General features: G+C 70.4%; 20 protein-coding genes. 7 read left to right on the plus strand and 13 right to left on the minus strand.

Annotated features, from left to right (window positions below; genetic code table 11):
- Positions 1-10: 10 nt before the first annotated feature.
- The 11 genes from ACFQGL_RS22065 to ACFQGL_RS22115 are packed head-to-tail and all read right to left on the minus strand — an operon-like array spanning position 11 to position 10,670.
- Complete coding sequence (locus ACFQGL_RS22065) at positions 11-1,015, minus strand: amidohydrolase family protein (RefSeq protein WP_377514174.1); 1,005 nt, start codon at positions 1,013-1,015, stop codon at positions 11-13.
- Positions 1,015-1,539 carry a 3-hydroxyanthranilate 3,4-dioxygenase gene (locus ACFQGL_RS22070; RefSeq protein ID WP_377514175.1) on the minus strand — a complete coding sequence of 175 codons (525 nt, stop codon included), beginning with the start codon at positions 1,537-1,539 and terminating at the stop codon, positions 1,015-1,017. The genes ACFQGL_RS22065 and ACFQGL_RS22070 overlap by 1 nt, the downstream gene beginning before the upstream one ends.
- Positions 1,536-1,964 (minus strand): RidA family protein, encoded by a 429-nt coding sequence (locus ACFQGL_RS22075; protein WP_377514177.1) that lies wholly within the window; start codon positions 1,962-1,964, stop codon positions 1,536-1,538. The genes ACFQGL_RS22070 and ACFQGL_RS22075 overlap by 4 nt, the downstream gene beginning before the upstream one ends.
- Positions 1,961-2,752, minus strand: coding sequence for a 2-keto-4-pentenoate hydratase (locus tag ACFQGL_RS22080; protein WP_377514178.1), 792 nt, complete (start codon positions 2,750-2,752; stop codon positions 1,961-1,963). Before ACFQGL_RS22080 ends, ACFQGL_RS22075 begins: the two co-directional genes overlap by 4 nt.
- Positions 2,749-3,816, minus strand: a complete 1,068-nt coding sequence (gene dmpG, locus ACFQGL_RS22085) for a 4-hydroxy-2-oxovalerate aldolase (protein ID WP_377514179.1) — start codon at positions 3,814-3,816, stop codon at positions 2,749-2,751. The genes ACFQGL_RS22080 and dmpG overlap by 4 nt, the downstream gene beginning before the upstream one ends.
- Positions 3,813-4,769, minus strand: a complete 957-nt coding sequence (locus ACFQGL_RS22090; protein ID WP_377514181.1) for an acetaldehyde dehydrogenase (acetylating) — start codon at positions 4,767-4,769, stop codon at positions 3,813-3,815. Before ACFQGL_RS22090 ends, dmpG begins: the two co-directional genes overlap by 4 nt.
- Positions 4,766-5,563 carry a 2-keto-4-pentenoate hydratase gene (locus ACFQGL_RS22095; RefSeq protein ID WP_377514182.1) on the minus strand — a complete coding sequence of 266 codons (798 nt, stop codon included), beginning with the start codon at positions 5,561-5,563 and terminating at the stop codon, positions 4,766-4,768. Before ACFQGL_RS22095 ends, ACFQGL_RS22090 begins: the two co-directional genes overlap by 4 nt.
- A 22-nt stretch (positions 5,564-5,585) precedes the next feature.
- Entirely contained in the window at positions 5,586-7,067 is a 1,482-nt protein-coding gene (locus ACFQGL_RS22100) for a 2-hydroxymuconic semialdehyde dehydrogenase (protein ID WP_377514340.1), read from the minus strand.
- Between the two features lie 23 nt (positions 7,068-7,090).
- Entirely contained in the window at positions 7,091-8,428 is a 1,338-nt protein-coding gene (locus ACFQGL_RS22105) for an FAD-dependent oxidoreductase (protein WP_377514184.1), read from the minus strand.
- Positions 8,425-9,747, minus strand: a complete 1,323-nt coding sequence (gene kynU / locus ACFQGL_RS22110) for a kynureninase (RefSeq protein ID WP_377514186.1) — start codon at positions 9,745-9,747, stop codon at positions 8,425-8,427. Before kynU ends, ACFQGL_RS22105 begins: the two co-directional genes overlap by 4 nt.
- Before the next feature lie 20 nt (positions 9,748-9,767).
- Positions 9,768-10,670, minus strand: a complete 903-nt coding sequence (locus ACFQGL_RS22115) for a tryptophan 2,3-dioxygenase (RefSeq protein ID WP_377514342.1) — start codon at positions 10,668-10,670, stop codon at positions 9,768-9,770.
- Between the two features lie 147 nt (positions 10,671-10,817).
- Here ACFQGL_RS22115 and ACFQGL_RS22120 point away from each other — a divergent pair, with 147 nt between their 5' ends.
- The 3 genes from ACFQGL_RS22120 (at position 10,818) to ACFQGL_RS22130 (ending at position 12,761) form a co-directional block, all read left to right on the plus strand.
- Positions 10,818-11,282 carry an Lrp/AsnC family transcriptional regulator gene (locus ACFQGL_RS22120; protein WP_377514187.1) on the plus strand — a complete coding sequence of 155 codons (465 nt, stop codon included), beginning with the start codon at positions 10,818-10,820 and terminating at the stop codon, positions 11,280-11,282.
- A gap of 105 nt (positions 11,283-11,387) precedes the next feature.
- Entirely contained in the window at positions 11,388-11,909 is a 522-nt protein-coding gene (locus ACFQGL_RS22125; RefSeq protein ID WP_377514188.1) for a cupredoxin domain-containing protein, read from the plus strand.
- 12 nt (positions 11,910-11,921) lie between these two features.
- Positions 11,922-12,761 carry a class F sortase gene (locus tag ACFQGL_RS22130; RefSeq protein ID WP_377514189.1) on the plus strand — a complete coding sequence of 280 codons (840 nt, stop codon included), beginning with the start codon at positions 11,922-11,924 and terminating at the stop codon, positions 12,759-12,761.
- A gap of 86 nt (positions 12,762-12,847) precedes the next feature.
- Here the strand turns inward: ACFQGL_RS22130 and ACFQGL_RS22135 are convergent, their stop codons facing one another.
- Positions 12,848-13,384, minus strand: a complete 537-nt coding sequence (locus ACFQGL_RS22135) for an HNH endonuclease (RefSeq protein WP_377514190.1) — start codon at positions 13,382-13,384, stop codon at positions 12,848-12,850.
- A 604-nt stretch (positions 13,385-13,988) separates the two neighbouring features.
- Between ACFQGL_RS22135 and ACFQGL_RS22140 the strand changes: the two genes are divergently transcribed.
- Together ACFQGL_RS22140 and ACFQGL_RS22145 are read left to right on the plus strand one after the other, a co-directional pair.
- Complete coding sequence (locus ACFQGL_RS22140) at positions 13,989-14,750, plus strand: hypothetical protein (protein ID WP_377514192.1); 762 nt, start codon at positions 13,989-13,991, stop codon at positions 14,748-14,750.
- Between the two features lie 490 nt (positions 14,751-15,240).
- Positions 15,241-15,729 (plus strand): hypothetical protein, encoded by a 489-nt coding sequence (locus tag ACFQGL_RS22145; RefSeq protein ID WP_377514193.1) that lies wholly within the window; start codon positions 15,241-15,243, stop codon positions 15,727-15,729.
- 375 nt (positions 15,730-16,104) lie between these two features.
- Here the strand turns inward: ACFQGL_RS22145 and ACFQGL_RS22150 are convergent, their stop codons facing one another.
- The gene (locus ACFQGL_RS22150) at positions 16,105-16,476 is read right to left on the minus strand and encodes a hypothetical protein (protein ID WP_377514195.1); all 372 of its coding nucleotides are present in this window, start codon (positions 16,474-16,476) and stop codon (positions 16,105-16,107) included.
- A 206-nt stretch (positions 16,477-16,682) separates the two neighbouring features.
- Here ACFQGL_RS22150 and ACFQGL_RS22155 point away from each other — a divergent pair, with 206 nt between their 5' ends.
- Together ACFQGL_RS22155 and ACFQGL_RS22160 are read left to right on the plus strand one after the other, a co-directional pair.
- The gene (locus ACFQGL_RS22155) at positions 16,683-17,744 is read left to right on the plus strand and encodes a mechanosensitive ion channel family protein (RefSeq protein WP_377514197.1); all 1,062 of its coding nucleotides are present in this window, start codon (positions 16,683-16,685) and stop codon (positions 17,742-17,744) included.
- Positions 17,745-17,980: 236 nt separating this feature from the next.
- The gene (locus ACFQGL_RS22160) at positions 17,981-19,354 is read left to right on the plus strand and encodes an MFS transporter (protein WP_377514198.1); all 1,374 of its coding nucleotides are present in this window, start codon (positions 17,981-17,983) and stop codon (positions 19,352-19,354) included.
- The last annotated feature ends 6 nt before the right edge of the window (positions 19,355-19,360 follow it).

Raw genomic sequence — 19,360 nt, forward strand, 5'->3', positions numbered from 1 at the left:
ACCTCCCTGATCAACTCGAACCGAGGAAGCGCAGGGCGTTGGCGCGGAGCAGCTTGTCGCGCTGGTCGGCGGTGAGGAAGTCGGCCGCGTGCACCACCGCGCCGGCCGGGCGTTCACCCAGCGGGTACGGGTAGTCGCTGCCGACCAGCACCCGGTCCTCCCCCATGGTGTCGACCAGCAGCCGCAGCGCGGGTGGCGCGAAGACCACCGAGTCGACCAGGAACCGGTCGACGTAGCTGCTGGGCGGGCCGGAGGACGCGCCCCGGATCAGGTCGCCGCGGCGGTGCCAGGCGTTGTCGGCGCGGCCGAGCCAGAACGGGAAGCTCCCGCCGCCGTGCGCGAAGCAGATCCGCAGCGTCTCCGGAACCTGGTCGAAGACACCGCCCAGGATCATCGCCAAGACCGACAGGTGCGTCTCGGCCGGCATCCCGGTCAGCCAGCGGGCCATCCACCGGTCCAACCGGGGGCCGCCCGGCATGTCCCAGGGGTGGACGAACACCGGGGCGCCCACCTCGGCACAGTGCTGCAGGAAGGTGACCACGCCGGCGTCGTCCAGGTCACGGTCGCCGACGTGGTTACCGATCTCCACGCCGACGTGCCCGGCGGCCAGGCAGCGGTCCAGTTCGGCGCAGGCCGCGTCCGGGTCCTGGAGCGGCACCTGGCAGAACGGCACGAGCCGGTCACCACCGGCCGCCGTGACCTCCAGAGTCAGGTCGTTGAAGATCCGGGCAACCTTGACCGCCTGGTCGGCCGGCCGGTCGTAGCTGAAGAAGACCGGGGTCGGCGAGACCACCTGCACGTCCACGCCGTCGGCGTCCATGTCGGAGAGTCGGGTCGACGCGTCCCAACACTCGGCGCCGACCGGGCGGAACTCCGTCTCCCCCACCATGATCATGGCGGCCCGTTCGGAGTCGACCCGCAGCCAGGGCCAGCCGGACCCGCCGCACGCCGCGCCGAGGTCCGGCCATCCCTTCGGTACGACGTGCGTGTGCACGTCGACGACTCCTGCGGGCATCAGCCCTTGCCCGGGTGCAGCGTGCCGCAGTTGGCGCAGGTACGGGCGGCCTCGTCGGCGTAGAACGCCTGGAACACCGGGGGCAGGTCGGCGGCGATGTCCCGGACCTGCAACTCCACCTCGTGCACCTTGTGCCCGCACCCCGGGCAGTACCACTGGAACGTCTCCAGGGTGCCCTCCTCGCGGACCCGCTCGACCACCACACCGATCGAGCCGGCCTCGGGCCGCTGCGGCGAGTGCGGGGTGTCGCGCGGCAGCATCCACATCTGACCCTCGCGCACGTGCACCGTACGCGGCCCCTCGGGCGTCATCAGGTTGATGTGCATGTTGCCCTTGACCTGGTAGAAGAACTCCTCGTACGGGTCCACGTGGAAGTCGGTGCGCTGGTTGGGGCCGCCCACCACCATCACGATGAAGTCGTCCCCGCCGGGGAACATCTCCTTGTTGCCCACCGGGGGCTTCAACAGGTGCTGGTTGTCCGCGATCCATCCCGGGAAACTGAACGGCTCGGCGATCTCACTCACGACTGACCTCCGGAGGGAAGAAGGGCCACGGCCTGGATCTCGATGAGCAGGTGCGGGTGCGGCAACTGGTGCACCGCGACCGTCGTACGGGTTGGTCCGGACGTGTCGAAGAACTCCGCCCACACCTCGTTGTAACCACCGAAGTCATTCATGTTGACCAGGTACGACGTCACCTGGACGAGGTCGGTGAGGTCGGCGCCGACCGAGCGCAGCAGGTCCCGGACGTTCTCGATGACCGCCCGCGTCTGCACCCGGATGTCGAGGTCGGTCGTGCCCATCGCGTCCACCGACACACCCGCGAAGCTGTTGTCCGGTCGTCGGGACGACGTACCGGAGACGAAGACGAACCCACCCGCGACCTTGACGTGCGGGAACGCCCCCCGTGGCACGGCCTTGCCGGCCACCACCTTCGCCCCGTCGCTCACGACGAGGCCCGCAGTGCGGCGGTGCCGAGCTTCTCCACCACGGCCCGCACGTGCGCGCCGGGGCGCAGCGGTACGGCGGCGGTGGCGGCGCCGGCCAGGAAGACCCACCCGGACTGCATGCGCACCCCGTGCCGGCCAGCCAGCCGGATGCCCTCGTCGAGCGCCCGGCGCGGGTCGCCGAGAATCGCCGCCGTCGAGCCGACCTGCACCACCCGCCCGTCGACCTCCAGCAGCACGCCCAGGTTGTCCAGGCCGGCCGGTACCGGCGACCACGGCCCGATCACGAACGCGGCGGCCGAGGTGTTGTCGGCGATCACGTCCGGCAACGAGAAGCGGAAGTCGGCGTACCGGGAGTCGATCAGCTCGATGGCCGGGGCGACGGCGCGGACCGCGGTGGCGAAGTCGCCGACCGGCTCACCGGGCTCGGGCAGCCGGTCCAGCAGGAACGCCACCTCCGGCTCGACCCGGGGATGGATGTACGCGGCCGGGTCCACGACGCCGCCGTCGGGCACCCGCATGGCGTCGGTGAGCCGTCCCCAGATCACCTCGTCCACGCCGACCTGGGCCATCTTCGCCTTGCTGGTGAGACCCATCTTGAGCCCGACCAGCCGTTCGCCGCGCTCCAGCCGACGCTGCACCAGTGCCGCCTGCACCCCGTACGCGGTCGGCACGTCCAGCCCCACCTCGGCGGCGAGCTGCCCGATCGCGGTGGCGGTGTCGGCCGCCGTGCCCAGCTTCGCCGCGATGCCCACGGTGTCCACGGTGTCCACGGTGTCCACGCCGATCATCGAGCCTTCTCCCCCTCGGCGCGACCAGCCAGGTCCAGCGCCACGTCCACGATCATGTCCTCCTGGCCGCCGACCATCCGACGCCGGCCCAGCTCGACCAGGATCGACCGGACGTCGACGCCGTACTTCGCCGACGCCCGCTCGGCGTGCCGCAGGAAGCTGGAGTAGACCCCGGCGTATCCCAGCGAGAGCGTCTCCCGGTCCACCTGGACAGGCCGGTCCTGCAACGGGCGCACCAGGTCGTCGGCGGCGTCCATCAACGCGAACACGTCGCAGCCGTGCCGCCAACCGTGCAGCTCGGCGACCGCCACGAACACCTCCAGCGGCGCGTTGCCGGCACCGGCGCCCATGCCGGCGAGGGAAGCGTCGACGCGGACCGTCCGGCCGGATCCAGAGTCGAGCGGGCCGGACCCGAGGACCCGGCCGTGCTCCACCGCGAGCACGCTGTTGGCCACCCCGAGCGACAGGTTGTGGTGGGCGTGGATGCCGATCTGCGTCTCCGGTGCCAGCACCTGCCGGTACGCGTCGACCCGCTGCGCCACGTCGGACATCAGCAGCCGGCCCCCGGAGTCGGTGACGTAGACGCAGTGCGCCCCGTACGACTCCATGAGCCTGGCCTGCTCCGCCAGCCCGGCCGGGTCGTTCATGTGCGACATCATCAGGAAGCCGGCGACGTCCATGCCGTTCTCCCGGGCCCAGGAGATGTGCTGGGCGGAGATGTCCGCCTCGGTGCAGTGCGTGGCGATCCGGACGCTGGTCACGCCGAGCGCCTTCGCCGCCCTCAGATCGGCGATGGTGCCGATGCCCGGCAACAGCAGTGTGGTCAGCCTCGCCGAGGTCAGCACCTCGGCGGCGGCGGAGATCCACTCGGCGTCGGTCGCCGCGCCGTGGCCGTAGTTGACGCTGGAGCCGGCGAGCCCGTCGCCGTGCGCCACCTCGATCGCGGCCACCCCGGCGGCGTCCAGCGCGGCGGCGATGGTGCGTACCTGCTCGACCGTGTAGCGGTGGGCGATGGCGTGCATGCCGTCGCGCAGCGTCACGTCCTGGATGTACAGCTCGGTCACGCCGGCACTCCCGTGTCGTGGGTCGGCGCCGGGCGTCGGACGGCCCGCAGCGCCACCAGTCGCTCCGCGGTACGCAGCGCGGCGGAGGTCATGATGTCCAGGTTTCCGGCGTACGCCGGCAGGTAGTGCCCCGCGCCGGAGACCTCCAGGAACACCGACACCTGGAGGGCGGTGAGCTGCCGCCCGAGCGTCGGCAGGTACGCCTCGACCCGGTCGAACTGCACGTCCTGCTTGAGCCGGTAGCCGGGGACGTACTCCTGCACCGTCGCCACCATGTCCGCCACCGAGGCGGCGATGGCGGCGGTGTCGGCGTCCGCGTCCGGGCAGAGGCAGTAGACGGTGTCGCGCATCAACAGTGGCGGGTCCGCCGGGTTCAGCACGATGATCGCCTTGCCCCGTTCCGCGCCGCCGACCACCTCGATGGCCCGTGCCGTCGTCTCGGTGAACTCGTCGATGTTGGCCCGGGTGCCCGGCCCGGCCGAGCGGGACGCGATCGACGCGACGATCTCCCCGTACGCCACCGGGGTGACCCGGCGTACCGCGGCGACGATCGGCACCGTGGCCTGCCCGCCGCAGGTCACCATGTTCACGTTCGGCTCGTGCAGGTGCTCGTCCAGGTTGACCGGGGGCACCACGTACGGGCCGAGCGCGGCCGGGGTCAGGTCGACCACCGTACGGCCGTGCGCGCGCAGCACCTCGTCGTGGCGGCGGTGCGCACCGGCCGAGGTGGCGTCGAAGACCAGCTCGACGTCGGCGAACTCGGGCATCGCCACCAGGCCGTCCACCCCGTCGGCGGTGGTGGCCACGCCGAGCCGCCGGGCCCGGGCCAGGCCGTCGGAGGCCGGGTCGATGCCGGCCATCGCGACCATCCGCAGGCTGTCGCTCAGCCGCAACACCTTGATCATCAGGTCGGTGCCGATGTTTCCGGAACCGAGCACCGCGACACCGGTCACTGGTCGCCTCCCTTGCTGAAACAGGTCCGGACCGAGCCGAGCCCGGAGATCCGCGCCTCGTACGCGGCGCCCGGGGTGACCGGCACCATCGGGCCGAGCGCACCGGAGAGCACCACGTCCCCGGCGCGCAGCGGGTCGCCGGCCCGGGCCAACGTGCTGGCCAGCCATTGCAGGGCGTGCAGCGGGTTGCCCAGGCAGGCCGCGCCCGCGCCCACCGAGACCGGCTCCCCGGCGTGCTCCAGCACCATCCCGCACAGCCGCAGGTCGACGTCGGCGAGCCGACGCGGCGTGGTGCCGAGCACGAACAGGCCGCTGGAGGCGTTGTCGGCGACGGTGTCCACGATGGAGATGTCCCAGCCGGCGATCCGTGAGTCGACGATCTCGATGGCCGGCAGCAGGTGGTCGACGGCGCGGATCAGGTCGACCGTGGTGATCTGCGGGTCCGCCAGGTCCTTGGCGAGCACGAACGCGATCTCGGCCTCGACCCGCGGCTGGAGCAGCCGGTCGATGGGCACCTCGACCCCGTCGCCGACCGCCATGGCGTCGGTGAGCACGCCGAAGTCGGGTTGGAACACCCCGAAGGTCTCCTGCACCGCCCGGGAGGTCAGCCCGATCTTCGCGCCGACCCGACGCTCGCCGCGGCCCTGCCAGGCCCGCGCCTGGAGCTGCTGCACGCGGTACGCCGACTCGACGTCCCCCTCGGCCAGCAGTCGGCCGCGCAGCGGCGGGCACGGCTTGCCGCTGGTACGGGCGTCGGCCAGCTCCCGGTTGGCGGCCTCGATGTCAGCGTTCATGCCCGCTCCTCGCTGCGTCGGCTCACGAGAGGTCCACGCAGACGTTGGTGAGTTCGGAGTAGAAGTTCAGCGAGTGCACGCCGCCCTCGCGGCCGATGCCGGACGCCTTCACCCCGCCGAACGGGGTACGAAGATCGCGCAGGAACCAGGTGTTGACCCAGACGATGCCGGCGTCCAGCCGGGCACCGGCCCGGTGCGCGACGCCCACATCCCGCGTCCACACCGTCGCCGCCAGGCCGTACTCGGTGCCGTTGGCCAGCTCGTACGCCTCGTCCTCGGTGTCGAACGGTGCGACGTGCACCACCGGGCCGAAGATCTCCTCGCGGTTGGTACGGGTGGCCGGGCCGAGCCCGGTGAGCACCGTCGGCTGCACGTACGACCCGCCGTCGCGGGCGTCGCCGAAGGTGGGCGTGCCGCCGCCAGCGAGCACCTCGGTGCCCTCGGCGCGGGCCAGTTCGTAGGCACCGAGCACCTTGGCCCGGTGCTGGTGGGAGATCAGCGGCATGGTCGCGGTGGCCTCGTCGGTCGGCCAGCCGTACGCCAGCTCGCCGGCCCGCTTCGCCAGCCGCGCGGTGAACTCCTCGAAGACCGGGCGCTGCACGTAGAGGCGTTCGGTGCAGAGGCACACCTGCCCGCCGTTGGTGAAGCTCGATCGCACCGAGCCGGCCACCGCGGCGTCCAGGTCGGCGTCGGCGAAGACCAGGCCGGCGTTCTTGCCACCCAGCTCGAAGCTCACCGCCTTCACGCCGTCCGCGGCGGCCCGCATGATCGCGCCGCCGGTGGCCGACTCGCCGGTGAAGGTGATCGCGTCGACTCCGGGGTGGCGGGTGAGGAACTCCCCGGCCGAGTCCGGCCCGAACCCGTGCACCAGGTTGAACACTCCGGCCGGTACGCCGGCGGCGGCCATCACCTCGGCGAGCAGCGTCGCCGAGGCGGGCGTCTCCTCGCTGGGCTTGACCACCACGGCATTGCCGCAGGCCAGCGCCGGAGCCACCTTCCAGGTGAGCAGCAGCAGCGGCAGGTTCCACGGCACGATGACCGCGACCACGCCGACCGGCTTGCGGACCGCGTAGTTCAGCGCCCGGCCGCCGGTCGGCGTGACCGTGGTGAACGACTCGGTGGGCGCGGTCGCCGCGATCTCCGCGAACGCCCGGAAGTTCGCCGCGCCGCGCGGAATGTCCAGCGTACGGGCCTGGGAAATGGACTTGCCGGTGTCGGCGACCTCGGCGGTGACCAGGTCGTCGAAGCGGCGCTCCAACTCGTCGGCGACCCGGCGCAGCACCTCGGCGCGCTCCCGCTCACCCATCCGGCCCCACGGGCCGCGCAGCGCGGCCCGGGCGGCGGCCACCGCATCGTCCACCGTGGACTTCGACGCCTCGACCACCTCGAAGACCGGCTCCCCGGTCACCGGGCTGGCCTTGGTGAACGCCGACCCGCCGTCGACGAACTCGCCGCCGACGAAGTTGCGCAACCGCCCCGGCCCGGCCGGTGCCCGACCCGTCATCAGCCGTGGATCCCAGATGCCGGTCATTTGCGCCTCCCTCGGCTGAGTACCGCGCCGACCGCGCCGACCAGCAGCAGGGCGGCACCACCGGCGAGCGCGCCGAGCACCCGGTGCTGCCGGCGGACCCGACGGCGAACCTCGGCGTACGGGGTGGTGGAGAAGGACACCAGCTCGTACTGGGAAACGTACCGGCCGGGCAGCGCCCGTTCCAGTGCGTGCTCCACCCGCCGGCCGAGCTGGAAGACCGGGGAGGCGACCTTGTCCCGCATCTCCACGAAGTTGGTCAGCGCCATCTGGGCGATGGCCTCGGCGTTCTCCTGCCGCCGTCGCTGGAACAGCAGCAGCGTCGTGGCCCAGTCGTCGGCGCACTCGTCGAGGCAGCGGTCCAGCTCCACCACGTCCTCGAAGGCGCAGTTGGCGCCCTGGCCGTAGAACGGCACGATGGCGTGCGCCGCGTCGCCGAGCAGGCCGACCGTCCCGTTGACCTGCCACGGGGTGCACCGCACCGTGCCGAGTACGCCCACCGGGTTGTGCTGGTAGTCGTCCACCAGGTTCGGGGCGAGCCCGACAACGTCCGGGTAGTGCTGGGCGAAGTGCCCCTGGATCGCCGCCGGGCTGTCCAGTGCGGCGAAGCTGCCGGCGCCCTGGTTGGGCCAGAACAAGGTGCAGGTGAAGGAGCGGTCCGGGTTCGGCAACGCGATCATCATCGAGGTGCCGCGCGGCCAGATGTGCAGAGCGTCCGGGTCCAGGGCGAAGTCTCCGCCCAGCGCCGGGATGGTCAGCTCCTTGTAGCCGTAGTCGAGGAAGTCGACGCTCTCGGTGAGCAGCCCGTGTGCCAGCAACTGCCCGCGTACCACCGAACCGGCGCCGTCCGCGCCCAGCACCACGGACGCCTTGGCGCTGACCGGTCCCTGCGGGGTGTCGAAGCTGAGACCGCCGTCCGCCGGGTCCAGCCCGACCAGCCGGTGGTCGAAGACCACCCGCACACCGGGCAGCGCCTCGGCCGCGTCCAGCAGGGCGTTGTTCAGCGCACCCCGGCTGATCGAGTTGATCGCCCGATCACCGGCCGCGCTGTACGACTGGAACTGCGGCTCCCCCTCGACCGGGTGGATCATCCGGCCGCGCATCGGCAGCGCGTCCGCCATGACCTGCTCGGCCAGGTCGATCCGGCGCAGCGCGTCCAGCCCGCGCTCGGAGAGCGCCAGGTTGATCGAGCGCCCCCGCTCCACCGTGCCGGCGCGCGGGTCACCTCGGCGCTCGTAGAGGGCCACCGGGTAGCCGCGCCGGGCCAGGAAGCAGGCGGCCAGGCAACCGGCCAGCCCGGCGCCGATGATCGCGATCTCGTCGCGCCGCGCGGTCATGCGGAACCACCCTTCGTGGACTGACCGACCAGCGCGGCGAGCGCGGAGGCGGCCCGCCAGCAGTCGTGGTACGTGGAGTAGAGCGGCACCGGCGCGAACCGGACGACGTCCGGCTCCCGGGCGTCGGCGATCACGCCGTACTCGTGCCGCAGCCGCTTGGTCAGCTCGCCGGCGCTGCCCGCGCCGATCCGCACCGAGAGCTGGCAGCCCCGCCGGGCCGGGTCACGCGGGGTGACCACGCTCAGCGGCCGGTCGGCGGTGACCTCGTCGAGCAGCTGCTCCAACCAGCCAGTGAGCCGCAGGCTACGAGCGCGCAGCGCGGACATGCCGACCGCGTCGAACAGTTCCAGCGAGGTACGCACCGGACCCATCGCGAAGATCGGCGGGTTGGAGATCTGCCAGGCCTCCACTGTGGCCGGTGGGCGGGCCACCGGCGTCATCTCGAACCGGGTGGCCGCCGCGGTGCTCCACCAGCCCTCGAAGCGCGGCAGGTTCGGGTCGCCGAGGTGCCGCTCGTGCGCGAAGACACCCGCGAGCGCGCCCGGCCCGGAGTTCAGGTACTTGTAGGAGCACCAGGCGGCGAAGTCGACGTCCCAGTCGTGCAGGGCCAGCGGCACGTTACCGACCGCGTGCGCCAGGTCCCAGCCGACCACCGCGCCGGCGGCCCGACCGGCAGCCGTGATCGCCGGAATGTCCAGCAGCTCGCCGGTCAGGTAGTTGACCCCGCCGAGCAGCACCAGCGCCACCCGGTCGCCCTCGGCGGCCAGGTAGCCGGTCACGTCCTCGGTGCGCAGCGCGTCCTCGCCGGGTCGCGGGCGCAGCCGGACCACGGTGTCGTCCGGGTCCAGCCCGTGGAACCGGGCCTGGCTGCGTACCGCGTAGCTGTCCGAGGGGAACGCGGCGTCCTCGATGACGATGCGGGTGCGAGCGCCGGCCGGCCGGTAGAAGCTGACCATCAGCAGGTGCAGGTTGACCGTGAGGGAGTTCATCACCACGGTCTCCGCGGGCCGGCCGCCGACCAGTCGGGCGGCCGGCGCCGTCAACAGCTCGTGGTACGGCAGCCAGGCGCGTTCCGCCTCCAGGTGCCCCTCGACGCCGAGCCGACCCCAGGCGTCCAGGTCGGCGAGGAGTTCGTCGCGGGTGGCCCGGGGCTGCAGGCCGAGCGAGTTGCCGGCGAGGTACGCCGACTCGGAGTAGCTGCCGCCGTCGGCCGGCGGCACGTGGAACAGGTGCCGGTGGCTCGGGTCGCTCTCGTCGAGGCGACGCGCCTGCGCTTCGCCGGCCGCAAGGCTCGGCGAGTCTGCTGTGGGGGTGCTCATGGCTGGTTCTCGCTCTCCGCTCACATCGCCGTGCGGGCCGACCACAGCTCCGGGAAGACCACCCGGGCCATGCTGCGCTGCAACCACGCCAGCCCGGCCGAGCCGCCACTGCCGACCTTGGCGCCCATCGTCCGCTGGACCGCCTTGACGTGGTTCCACCGCCAGTCGCCGAACTCCTCGGCGATTGCGCTCAGCGCCTCACCGAGCATCCACAGGTGGTTGTCCGGGCCGGTCTCGGCATAGATCCGTACCCAGGCCGCCTCGACCACGGGCTGCGGATCGTGCTCGACCGCCACGTCCCGGTCGAGCAGTTCGGCGGGGAGCTCGAAGCCGCTCCGGGCGAGCAGCGCGAGCACGTCGTCCCAGAGACTCGGGGTGGCCAGCGCGGCGCTCAGGTCGGCATGCACCTCGGTCTGCCGGCGGAACGGTCGGATCAGCGCCGCGTCGCGCAGCCCGAACAGGAACTCCATCTGCCGGTACATGGCCGACTGGAAGCCGGACGCCTCGCCGAGCAGATTGCGGAAGCGGTTGAAGTCGGCCGGCGTCATCCAGCGCAGGCCCTGCCAGGCGGCGTTGAGCCCCTCCAGGTGCAGCTTCGCCCGGCGCAGTGGGGCCAGCGCGTCCCAGACCCGGTCGGCGCGCAGCAGCCGCTGGGTCTCCCGCAGCTCGTGGCAGGTCAGCCCGAAGTACAGCTCCATGATCTGGCTGACCATCAGGAAGGACATCTCGCCCGGATCGGCGCTGAGCGGATGCTGCATCTTGTGCAGGGCGGTGGCCTGCACGTACGCGTCGTAGGGCACCATCTCGGCGAACTCCAAGGTCGGTTCGCCACTGTTGCTCGCGGCACGCACGGCCCGCTGCTGCGGGGTCACCGGGCGCACCGTGGCGGCGCGGTTCGGCGCCCGCCGCTCCGTCTGATCCACCATTCGTCTCCCTCCCCCGGACTGGTCGTCGTCATGATCTCGCGGCCGGATCGGCCTGCGGAATGCTGAATCAACGGCACTGGGCCCGATGTTTCGACCAACCAACGGCAAGTGGGCGAATTCGGTTCACGAAAGTAAGGTCTGAGCGTGGACGACATGGACTGGGCGCTGCTGCGCGAGTTGCAGGCCGACGCCCGGCTCTCCTTCAGTGAGTTGTCCCGCCGGGTCCACCTGTCGCCGCCAGCGGTCGCCGACCGGGTCCGTCGGCTGGAGGAGGCCGGCGTGATCACCGGCTACCACGCCCACGTCGACCTGACCCGGGCCGGCCGCACCGTGGTCGCGCTGATCCGGATGTCCTGCTACGGCACGCGGTGCATCCTGCACGACCCCACGGTGGCCACCTGGCCGGAGATCCTGGAGATCCACCGGATCACCGGGGACGCGTGCAGCGTGCTCAAGGTGACCGCCGGGTCGATCGGGGAGTTCGAGGGGGTCATCGACCGACTCGCCCCGTACGGTCAGCCGTCGAGCACCATGGTCCTGTCCACCCCGCTGGCCTGGCAGCCGATCACCCCACTCCCGTCCAGCGGCAGCACCCCCCGCCGCCGCTGACCGGCCCACACCAGACCCGGCTGCGGGTTTGCCCCGGGGCCAGCGGGAAAGCAGCGCGAGTGCCCAGGGGAGGGTTCCGGCGGTAGTCGCCGGGAGGGGGAAATCATGCACGGAATTCGCACGATCAACCGCGCGCTCTCGGCCGTCCTGACACTCGTGGGTCTGGTCGGGGCGTTCGTCCTGTTGTCTGCCGCACCGGCACGAGCCGGTGACACCACCTCCGTCGAGGTGACGCCGAACAGCGCACCGGCCGGCACCCGGGTCACGATCCGGGCGAACTGCGACAACGACAACAACCGCCAGGCCAACGTGCACTCCGACGCGTTCGGGCACGTGGTGGTCAGACCGGACAAGGGCTTCCTGCGCGGCGAGGTGACCATCCCGGGCAACAAGCAGCCCGGCGACTACACGGTCGACCTGACCTGCCCGAACGATCAGCGGGCCACGACCACGTTGACCGTGCTGAACATGGCGTCGCCCAGCAAGGGGCCGGCGACCGGAGGCGGCGGCACCGCCGGCGGCCGGGGTACCGGCTCGCTGCTGGTGCTCGGCGGCGTGGCGCTGGTGGCCACCGCGGTCGCATTCGGCATGGCGGGCGGTCGGCGGCGGACCGGAGCCGGCTCCTGAGCCGGAGCCGCCATGACCCGCTCATCCGCGCGTGCGCGGCCGGACCGCGGTGCCCGGTCCCGGCCCGGTGCGGCGCTGCGCGCCTCCGCCCGGCTGGTCGCCCGCGCGTCCGGCCGGCTACGTCGGGTCGCCGGGCAGGCGGGTTCTGCCAGCGTCGCCACCACCGACCCGGCCGCCCGGCCGCTGCCGCCGCGCCGCCCGGCCGGGACGCCACTGGCGCGGCACCGGCTCGGCACCGGACCGGGGTTGCCGGCGTTGGCCATCGCCGCGCTGATGGTGCTGATCGTGGCGATGCTCGGCGTCGAGCAGGTGACCGGGATCAGCGTGCTGCCGGACGGGCTCAGCGCCGGCCTGCGTCCGCCGCCGAAGAAGTTTCCGGTGCTGCCGGCCAGCCGTCCGGTGGGCCTCACCATCGACACGCTCGACCTGCGGGCGCCGGTGCACGACGTCGGCATCGCCCCGGACGGCACGATCGCCGTACCGGACGTGGGCCGCGCCCAGGAAGCCGGCTGGTACGACCAGGGCCCCACACCCGGGCAGTACGGCCCGGCGGTGATCGTCGGACACGTCGACACCACCACCGGACCGGCGGTCTTCCACCAACTGCGGGAGCTGCGGTCCGGTGACCAGATCGAGGTCACCCGCACCGACCACAGCGTGGCGGTCTTCGAGGTGGACTCGGTGGAACGGTTCGACAAGGGGCAACTGCCGGTGGACGAGGTGTACGGGGACTTCAGCCGACCGAGCCTGCGGCTGATCACCTGCGGTGGCCGATGGGTCGGTGGCGAGACCGGCTACTCGGACAACGTGGTGGTGTTCGCTTCGTTGGTCAAGGCTCGGTCTGGTGGCTGAGGTGGGGGTTTGCGGCTCCCGCAAACCCCTCGTGGGGCCGACGGGTGCCTCGGCCAGCGGGCTCACGTGGCGGGGTCGGGGGTGGGTCAGGCGGCGGCTTCGGGTTCGCGGAGGTCCAGCCAGTCGGCCCAGCGGGGGTCGGGGGCGCGGTGCCCGAGCACCCGCCAGGCCGCGCCCTTCGGTGCGGCCGGCAACGCGTGCAGCCGCCACCCCATCTCGGCCGGGGTCTTGTCCCCCTTGGTGTGGTTGCACCGGGCACAGGCGGCGACCACGTTCTCCCAGGCGTGCCGGCCACCCCGGCTGCGCGGAAAAACGTGGTCGATGGTCTCGGCCGGGCCTCGGCAGTAAGCGCACCGCCAGCCGTCCCGGGCAAAGATCGCCCGGCGGGACAGCCCGACGTGGGTGCGGTAGGGCACGCGTACGAAGCGAGTCAACCGAACCACCGACGGCACCGGAAGCGCGTCGCGGGCGCTGTGCAGAATTCCGTCGCCGTCGGCGACGCAGACCGCCTTGGCGGTGAGGACGAGGATCGCGGCACGACGCACCGACACGACACACAGCGGCTCGTAGGTGGCGTTGAGGACCAACGCGCCGGAGCCCACCGTGGGTCGTATGTCAGGCATCGCGCTCACCCTCCCGGTTCAGCGGCTGCTGCGTACCGCCGCCGACCGGGGCCGGGCACGACGGCCCACACGGTCGACGTCGGCCGATCACCGACGTCCGTTGCGCCAATAGTCCCTGATCGGCCCCCGGATTGCACGCACTAATCTTGCTTCTGGTAAGCGGATCACCCGTACCGGGACGCAACGCTGCCCCAGCCTGGGCGAACTCTGCCGTTGCCTGACAGTGGTTGACAGCCCTTGCCGGCCGCAGTTGTGCCGGATCTGTGCCCGATGATCTTCGGGTCCGCCCCTTCCCCGTCTACAACTCCCAGCTCTCCTGACGCGTCGAGGTCCCGTCGGGGTTGCGCGCACCTTCAGCAAGCGGGATCACCGCAGATCGGTTGATCATTTCTGGATCGGAACCTTCCCCCAAGCAGTTTGGCGGGGTTCTGCGCTGCGCTACACCAAATCATCGACCGTGGCCCATCGCCTGTGTTCTTCCCACCGTGACGGCCGGAGGGACAACTTGAAGATCTTTATCTCTTGGAGCGGCGAACCCAGCCGCCAAATCGCTCGCGCTTTACGTGAGTGGCTCAGTGTCGTTGTTTAACACGTCGAACCTTGGATGTCCGACGAGGAGATTCAAAGCGGCGCAAGGTGGAACGAGTCGATAGCCCACTCGCTCGATGCAACGAACTTCGGAATCGTTTGCGTTACGCGAAGCAACCAAGCCGCACCATGGTTATTGTTTGAGGCAGGCGCACTCGCAAAAGGCTTGGAGCAAGCGCGCGTTGTTCCACTTTGCATAGATCTGGAACCATCAGATATCACTTCACCGTTGCACTCTTTCCAGGCTCGAAAACTCGACGGAGAGGGCATGCGACGCCTCGTTTATGAACTCAGCGAGCTGGCAGAGAATCCGAGACCACGTGATTCCATTGACACCTTGTTCGAGGCAATGTGGCCTCGACTTGAGATCGCAGTAGCAGAAGCACGCTCCGCGTCGGGACCGGCCACCGAACCGCGCCGAACCCTTGAAGACATGCTCGCCGAGCTGGTCACACGAGTCCGCAACATCGAACGCGAGATAGAGCAAAAAGAGTCGGACTCCCATCTAGAAGCAAAGTTCATAGTTGACCAACTTGCCCATACTCGACGAGCCTTGGAGGTGCAAGAGAGAGCAGCGGCGCACGCGGCAGCGAACGCCGAGGCAACCCATGCTTCCTATATCACCGCCAAAGCAAGAGCGGCTGAACTGGAAATGCGGCTGGCGGAGGTCAGGACTGCGACTGATACCATGCGGAGAAAACTTGCTGAATACGATCAACTTCAGCAGGAGGCGAAGAAAGCCAGAGAAAGATCAGGATCCCTGAGTGGCAGTTCGTAGGGAAGCGGACTCGCTCTGGCGCGCCCTCAAACCGGTGGGTGCCGTCCCACCTTCCGCCATCCCAGAGTGCCTGAGCGCCCCGCCGGAAACACGCCCTGGTCGTCGCCTTCAACATCGAAGCCCCGGATTTGCCAACACTCATGGCGGCCCGGGCTTCTTCGTATGTCGCGCTGCCGGCGGGGCTGCAACCGGTCGGGGTGCGCCCGTGCGCTTGCGCTAAGGGCGCGGGGTCCCCGATCGGCGACCGGTGTCGGTCGGCCCCTGGTCGGCGGCGCGAGCGGCCTGCGAAGCGGGCCGCCTTGATCTCGTACTGAAAGTTCTCACGGAGGTGCTACCCGTCTCATGTCCGGTCTCAGGACCTACGTGACAATCCGCCAAATGTTCGTGGGCCATCAGCCTCATCCGATCGTTACCACGCTCCGTGCACTGGCCGTCCGAACGGTGCGGCAGCGAGCATCCTATGTGGGCCGTTCTGCTCCATACTGTTTCCGTGCTAAGTATCGATCAGAGCGACGGCATCGAGGCGGACCAGGTCATCGATCTCGATCTGGGCTTCAGTCCTTCGCCAGCGGGTTCAGGCGAGATGTTGCTACACACCGACGGGCCGGACGCCATCCTCGCCCTCTTGGTGGTCGACCGGCAGTTTCAGCCGGTAGGTCCAGCCATTGTGACGTTCGTGCGCTGTTCCCAATCGGTTTTCGGGTACCCGAACGACGAGGCCGCGATGGGCGATCCGCGACTGCAAGACCGTGGTTACGGGTTCTACGAGGTACGCGACTCACCATGGACGCAGCGGCTGCGCGCCTACAACCGTCAAGCGTTTCCGAAGGAGACCTGGTCGCCATCCGGGACGCGTCACTTCCTGGTGAGCTGCCACGAGAGCACGGCACAGTTCCTGGCGGATGAGATTCGTATTGAGCCGCGACCCGGCCCGTTCGCAGCCGCCGTCCGGGAGGCATGCGAGCGGTTGGTCGATTAGCCGCTCAGCCACGGCTGGTGGGTTCGATCACGGCTGCGGACCGAGCCACCAATCCAGTCCAGGTCCCGCCCCTGGCTGCCGCAGACGTCGTAGCGGAGCAGGCCATGATCATCAGCCAGACGGGTCGCCCACGTCCCGAGCCTGGGTGAGGTATGAGGGGTCCCATTCGCGGACGAGCCGGCTGAAACGCCCGACCAATCACCAAGATCGGCAGGACACGCCTTAGTCGGCCAGCTCCTACGGAAGGCCAACGGCCAGCGGGCAGGGTCATCGGCCATCCAAGATCGAAGCTAAGTTGTGCCCTGGTTGTGCCCGATGATCTTCACGAAGCGTCCTCCCAGCTCAGCGCCGGCGGCCTGCAGTCCCGCGACCTGTTCAGCCGACCATTCGTATCGGCACGGCGACGAGCACGGCGGTAGCGATGATGGCCAGCAGAACGCGCAGCGTGCGGAACCCGCGCCACCACGGCACCAGCCAGAGCAGCAGCCACATCGCGCCGAAGAGCGCCAGGTGCAGGCCCCACATGCCGAGGATGGTCTCCTCGCACCGGTTGTCGGCCACCGCCGACGCGCAGAGCTCCGGTGGCCTGGGGCGGTCGTAGAAGAACAGTACGAGCACCCCGGCACTAGCCGCCGTCACTGGGGCCACCACGAGCGTGACCAGTGGCGTGAGCAGCCACCCAGCCACGTCACGACGCCGATCCAACCAACCGGCGCCGGCATGATCGACATTGGCAGATTCCGGCATGACGAGGACGGTACAAGCCCGGCGCATACTCCGCGGCCCCTCGATCGTCCGTGCTGGTAGGGACATCCGGGCGTCAAACACGTCTGGGACCGGGCCGGCGCTCAGTACTTCGACCAGAACGTCAGTCCGGTGCCGACGCGGAACTCGATGCGGCCCTCGGCGGCGGGTCACCCGGCCGGTGGGTCGGCGGTGGGCGGCACGGCCCCTTGCGGTACGAAGACAGGGTGAGTGCCACCAGCCTGATCCCCCTCGCCCTGTCCACCGCCGCGCCGCCGGACTGCCAGGGCAGCTCCACCTGCCTGTTCCTGTACAAGCTGACCAACTCGGCCTGGTTCGCCGAGGGCAGCTACTGGATCCTGCTCAAACCGCTGCGGGTGCTGTTGATAGTGGCGGTGGCGATGGTGGCCCGCTGGGCGCTGCACCGGACGATCAACCGGTTGGTCCGGACCACCACCGACGGCGCGGTGCCGACGATGCTCCGGCCGCTGCGCGAGCGGGTCCCCACCGGCCCGGTCGACCCGACCGAGTTCGTACCCGAGCGGCGTCGGCAGCGGGCCGAGGCGATCGGCTCGGTGCTGCGCAGCATGACCACCGCGTTCGTCTTCGGCATCGCGCTGCTGATGATCCTGCGTGAGTTCAGCTTCGACCTGGCCCCCCTGCTGGCCAGCGCCGGGATCGTCGGCGTCGCGCTGGGCTTCGGCGCCCAGAGCCTGGTCAAGGACCTGATCGCCGGGCTCTTCATGCTGATCGAGGACCAGTACGGCGTGGGCGACACGGTCGACCTGGGTGAGGCGACCGGTGTGGTCGAGTCGGTCGGGCTACGGGTCACCACCGTGCGCGACGGCCGCGGTGTGCTCTGGTACATCCGCAACGGCGAGATCATCCGGGTGGGCAACAAGAGCCAGGGCTGGGCCCTGGTCGTGGTGGACCTGCCGATCGGCTTCTCCGGCACCGAGGAGGCCACCGCCGTGCTGCGGACCGCGGCCGCCTCGATGTCGATGGATCCGGAGTTGTCGCCGGAGATCGTGGAGGCGCCGGAGGTGCTGGGCGTCGAGCAGATGACGGTGGACGGCGCGGTGATCCGTACCGTGGTCAAGACGACCGCCGACGGGCAGTTCGCGGTGGCCCGGGAACTGCGCCGACGGCTGGCGGAGGCCCTGGAGAATTCGGGGATCACCGCCCAGATCGCCGCCGCACGCCTCTTTCCCGGCCTGCCGAACCGGCCGCCGCTCGACGACGGCGAGACTGGTCAGGGTGGAGCGACCTGACCAGGCAAATCGTTGACCGACATCGTAGGGGTCGCCAGCCACCCGGCCCCTCGGGTATCGTCCGTTCGTTCAGTCGGGGATGCGACGAACGATCCGTTCGCCCTAGCTAGTTGTCAGATGATCGGGCAGAATCCGGAACACGCGTTCCCGCCGGAGCGTGGTCACATCCTCGCTGATCCGTAGATCTGACGAGAGTTCCCGGCAGGGCTGTCACGAGCAGCCACCCCCGGGGGCCGATGGAGGCGACGGTGCCCGACGAGCGACCTTCCACTGCGGAAGGCCCGGCCACTTTTCGCGAGGTGTTCGCCCAGAGCGAGTTCCGGGCTATCTTCGTGGCCGGCACGCTCTCCTGGATCGGCGACTATGTCGCCAAGGCCGCCGTCACGCTGCTGGTCTACCAGCAGACCAAGTCCGTCGCGCTCTCGGCCACCGCCTTCGCGGTGAGCTTCCTGCCCTGGCTGGTCGGCGGCCCGCTGCTCGCCGCGTTGGCCGAACGCTACCCGTACCGGCGGGTGATGGTCGTCTGCGACGTGATCCGGATGCTGTTGATGCTGGTGATCGCCCTTCCCAACCTGCCGACCAAGGCGGTGCTGGTCCTCATCTTCATCGCGACGCTGGCCAACCCGCCGGGCCAGGCGGCGAGATCGGCACTGATGCCGGTGATCCTCACCGGTGACCGGCTCGCGCTCGGGCTCTCCCTGAACAGCAGCGTCGGCCAGGCGGCCCAGGTCGTCGGCTATCTGTTCGGTGCCACCATCGCCGCGATCGACCCGGCCGTCGCGCTGCTGTTCAACTCGGCCACCTTCGCGCTCTCGGCGCTGCTGGTCCGCTTCGGCGTACGGGCCCGCCCGGCGCTGATGACCGCCGCGCACCGTAGCCACCTGCTGCGCGAGACCGGCCAGGGGTTCCGGATGGTGTTCGGCACGACGGTGCTGCGCGCGATCGCGGTACTGGTCTACAGCGCCATGTTCTTCTCGATCGTGCCGGAGGGGCTGGCCGCCGCCTGGGCCAACAAGAAGCCCATCGACCAGTTGGACCCGGAGATCGTCCAGGCGATCATCATGGCCGCCAATCCGGTCGGCTTCATCCTCGGCGGGCTACTGGTGAGTCGGCTGTTCGGCCCGACCCGCCGGCTGGCGCTCATGCGCCCACTGGCGGTGCTGGCCCCGCTGGTCCTGGTGCCCGCCCTGTTCGATCCACCGCCCCTGGTGGTGGCGGTGCTCGCCCTGCTCTGCGGGTTCGCGGTGGGCGGCATCATGCCGACGGCCAACGTGCTCTTCGTCCAGGCGCTGCCCGGCGCGTTCCGGGCCCGCGCCTTCGGCGTGATGGCCACCGGCATCCAGGTCATCCAGGGCGTGGCGGTGCTACTCACCGGCGTGCTCGCCCAACGGTTCGGCATCCCCCGGGTGGTGGGGGTGTGGAGTGCCGTCGGCGCGCTGCTCATGCTTCTGGTCGTGCTGCGCTGGCCGGACCGGCAGACGGTGGACTCCGCGATCACGACGGCGTCCGAGGCCAACGCCACGCCACCGGCCGGGCCGACAACCGACGACCCGGCGGTGGACTCCGACTCGTGGCCCGGTGACGGCCGCCGGCGGCACGCGGTCAGCTGACCCTCT

The sequence above is a fragment of the Micromonospora vulcania genome, from assembly GCF_042658605.1.
GTDB lineage: Bacteria > Actinomycetota > Actinomycetes > Mycobacteriales > Micromonosporaceae > Micromonospora > Micromonospora vulcania.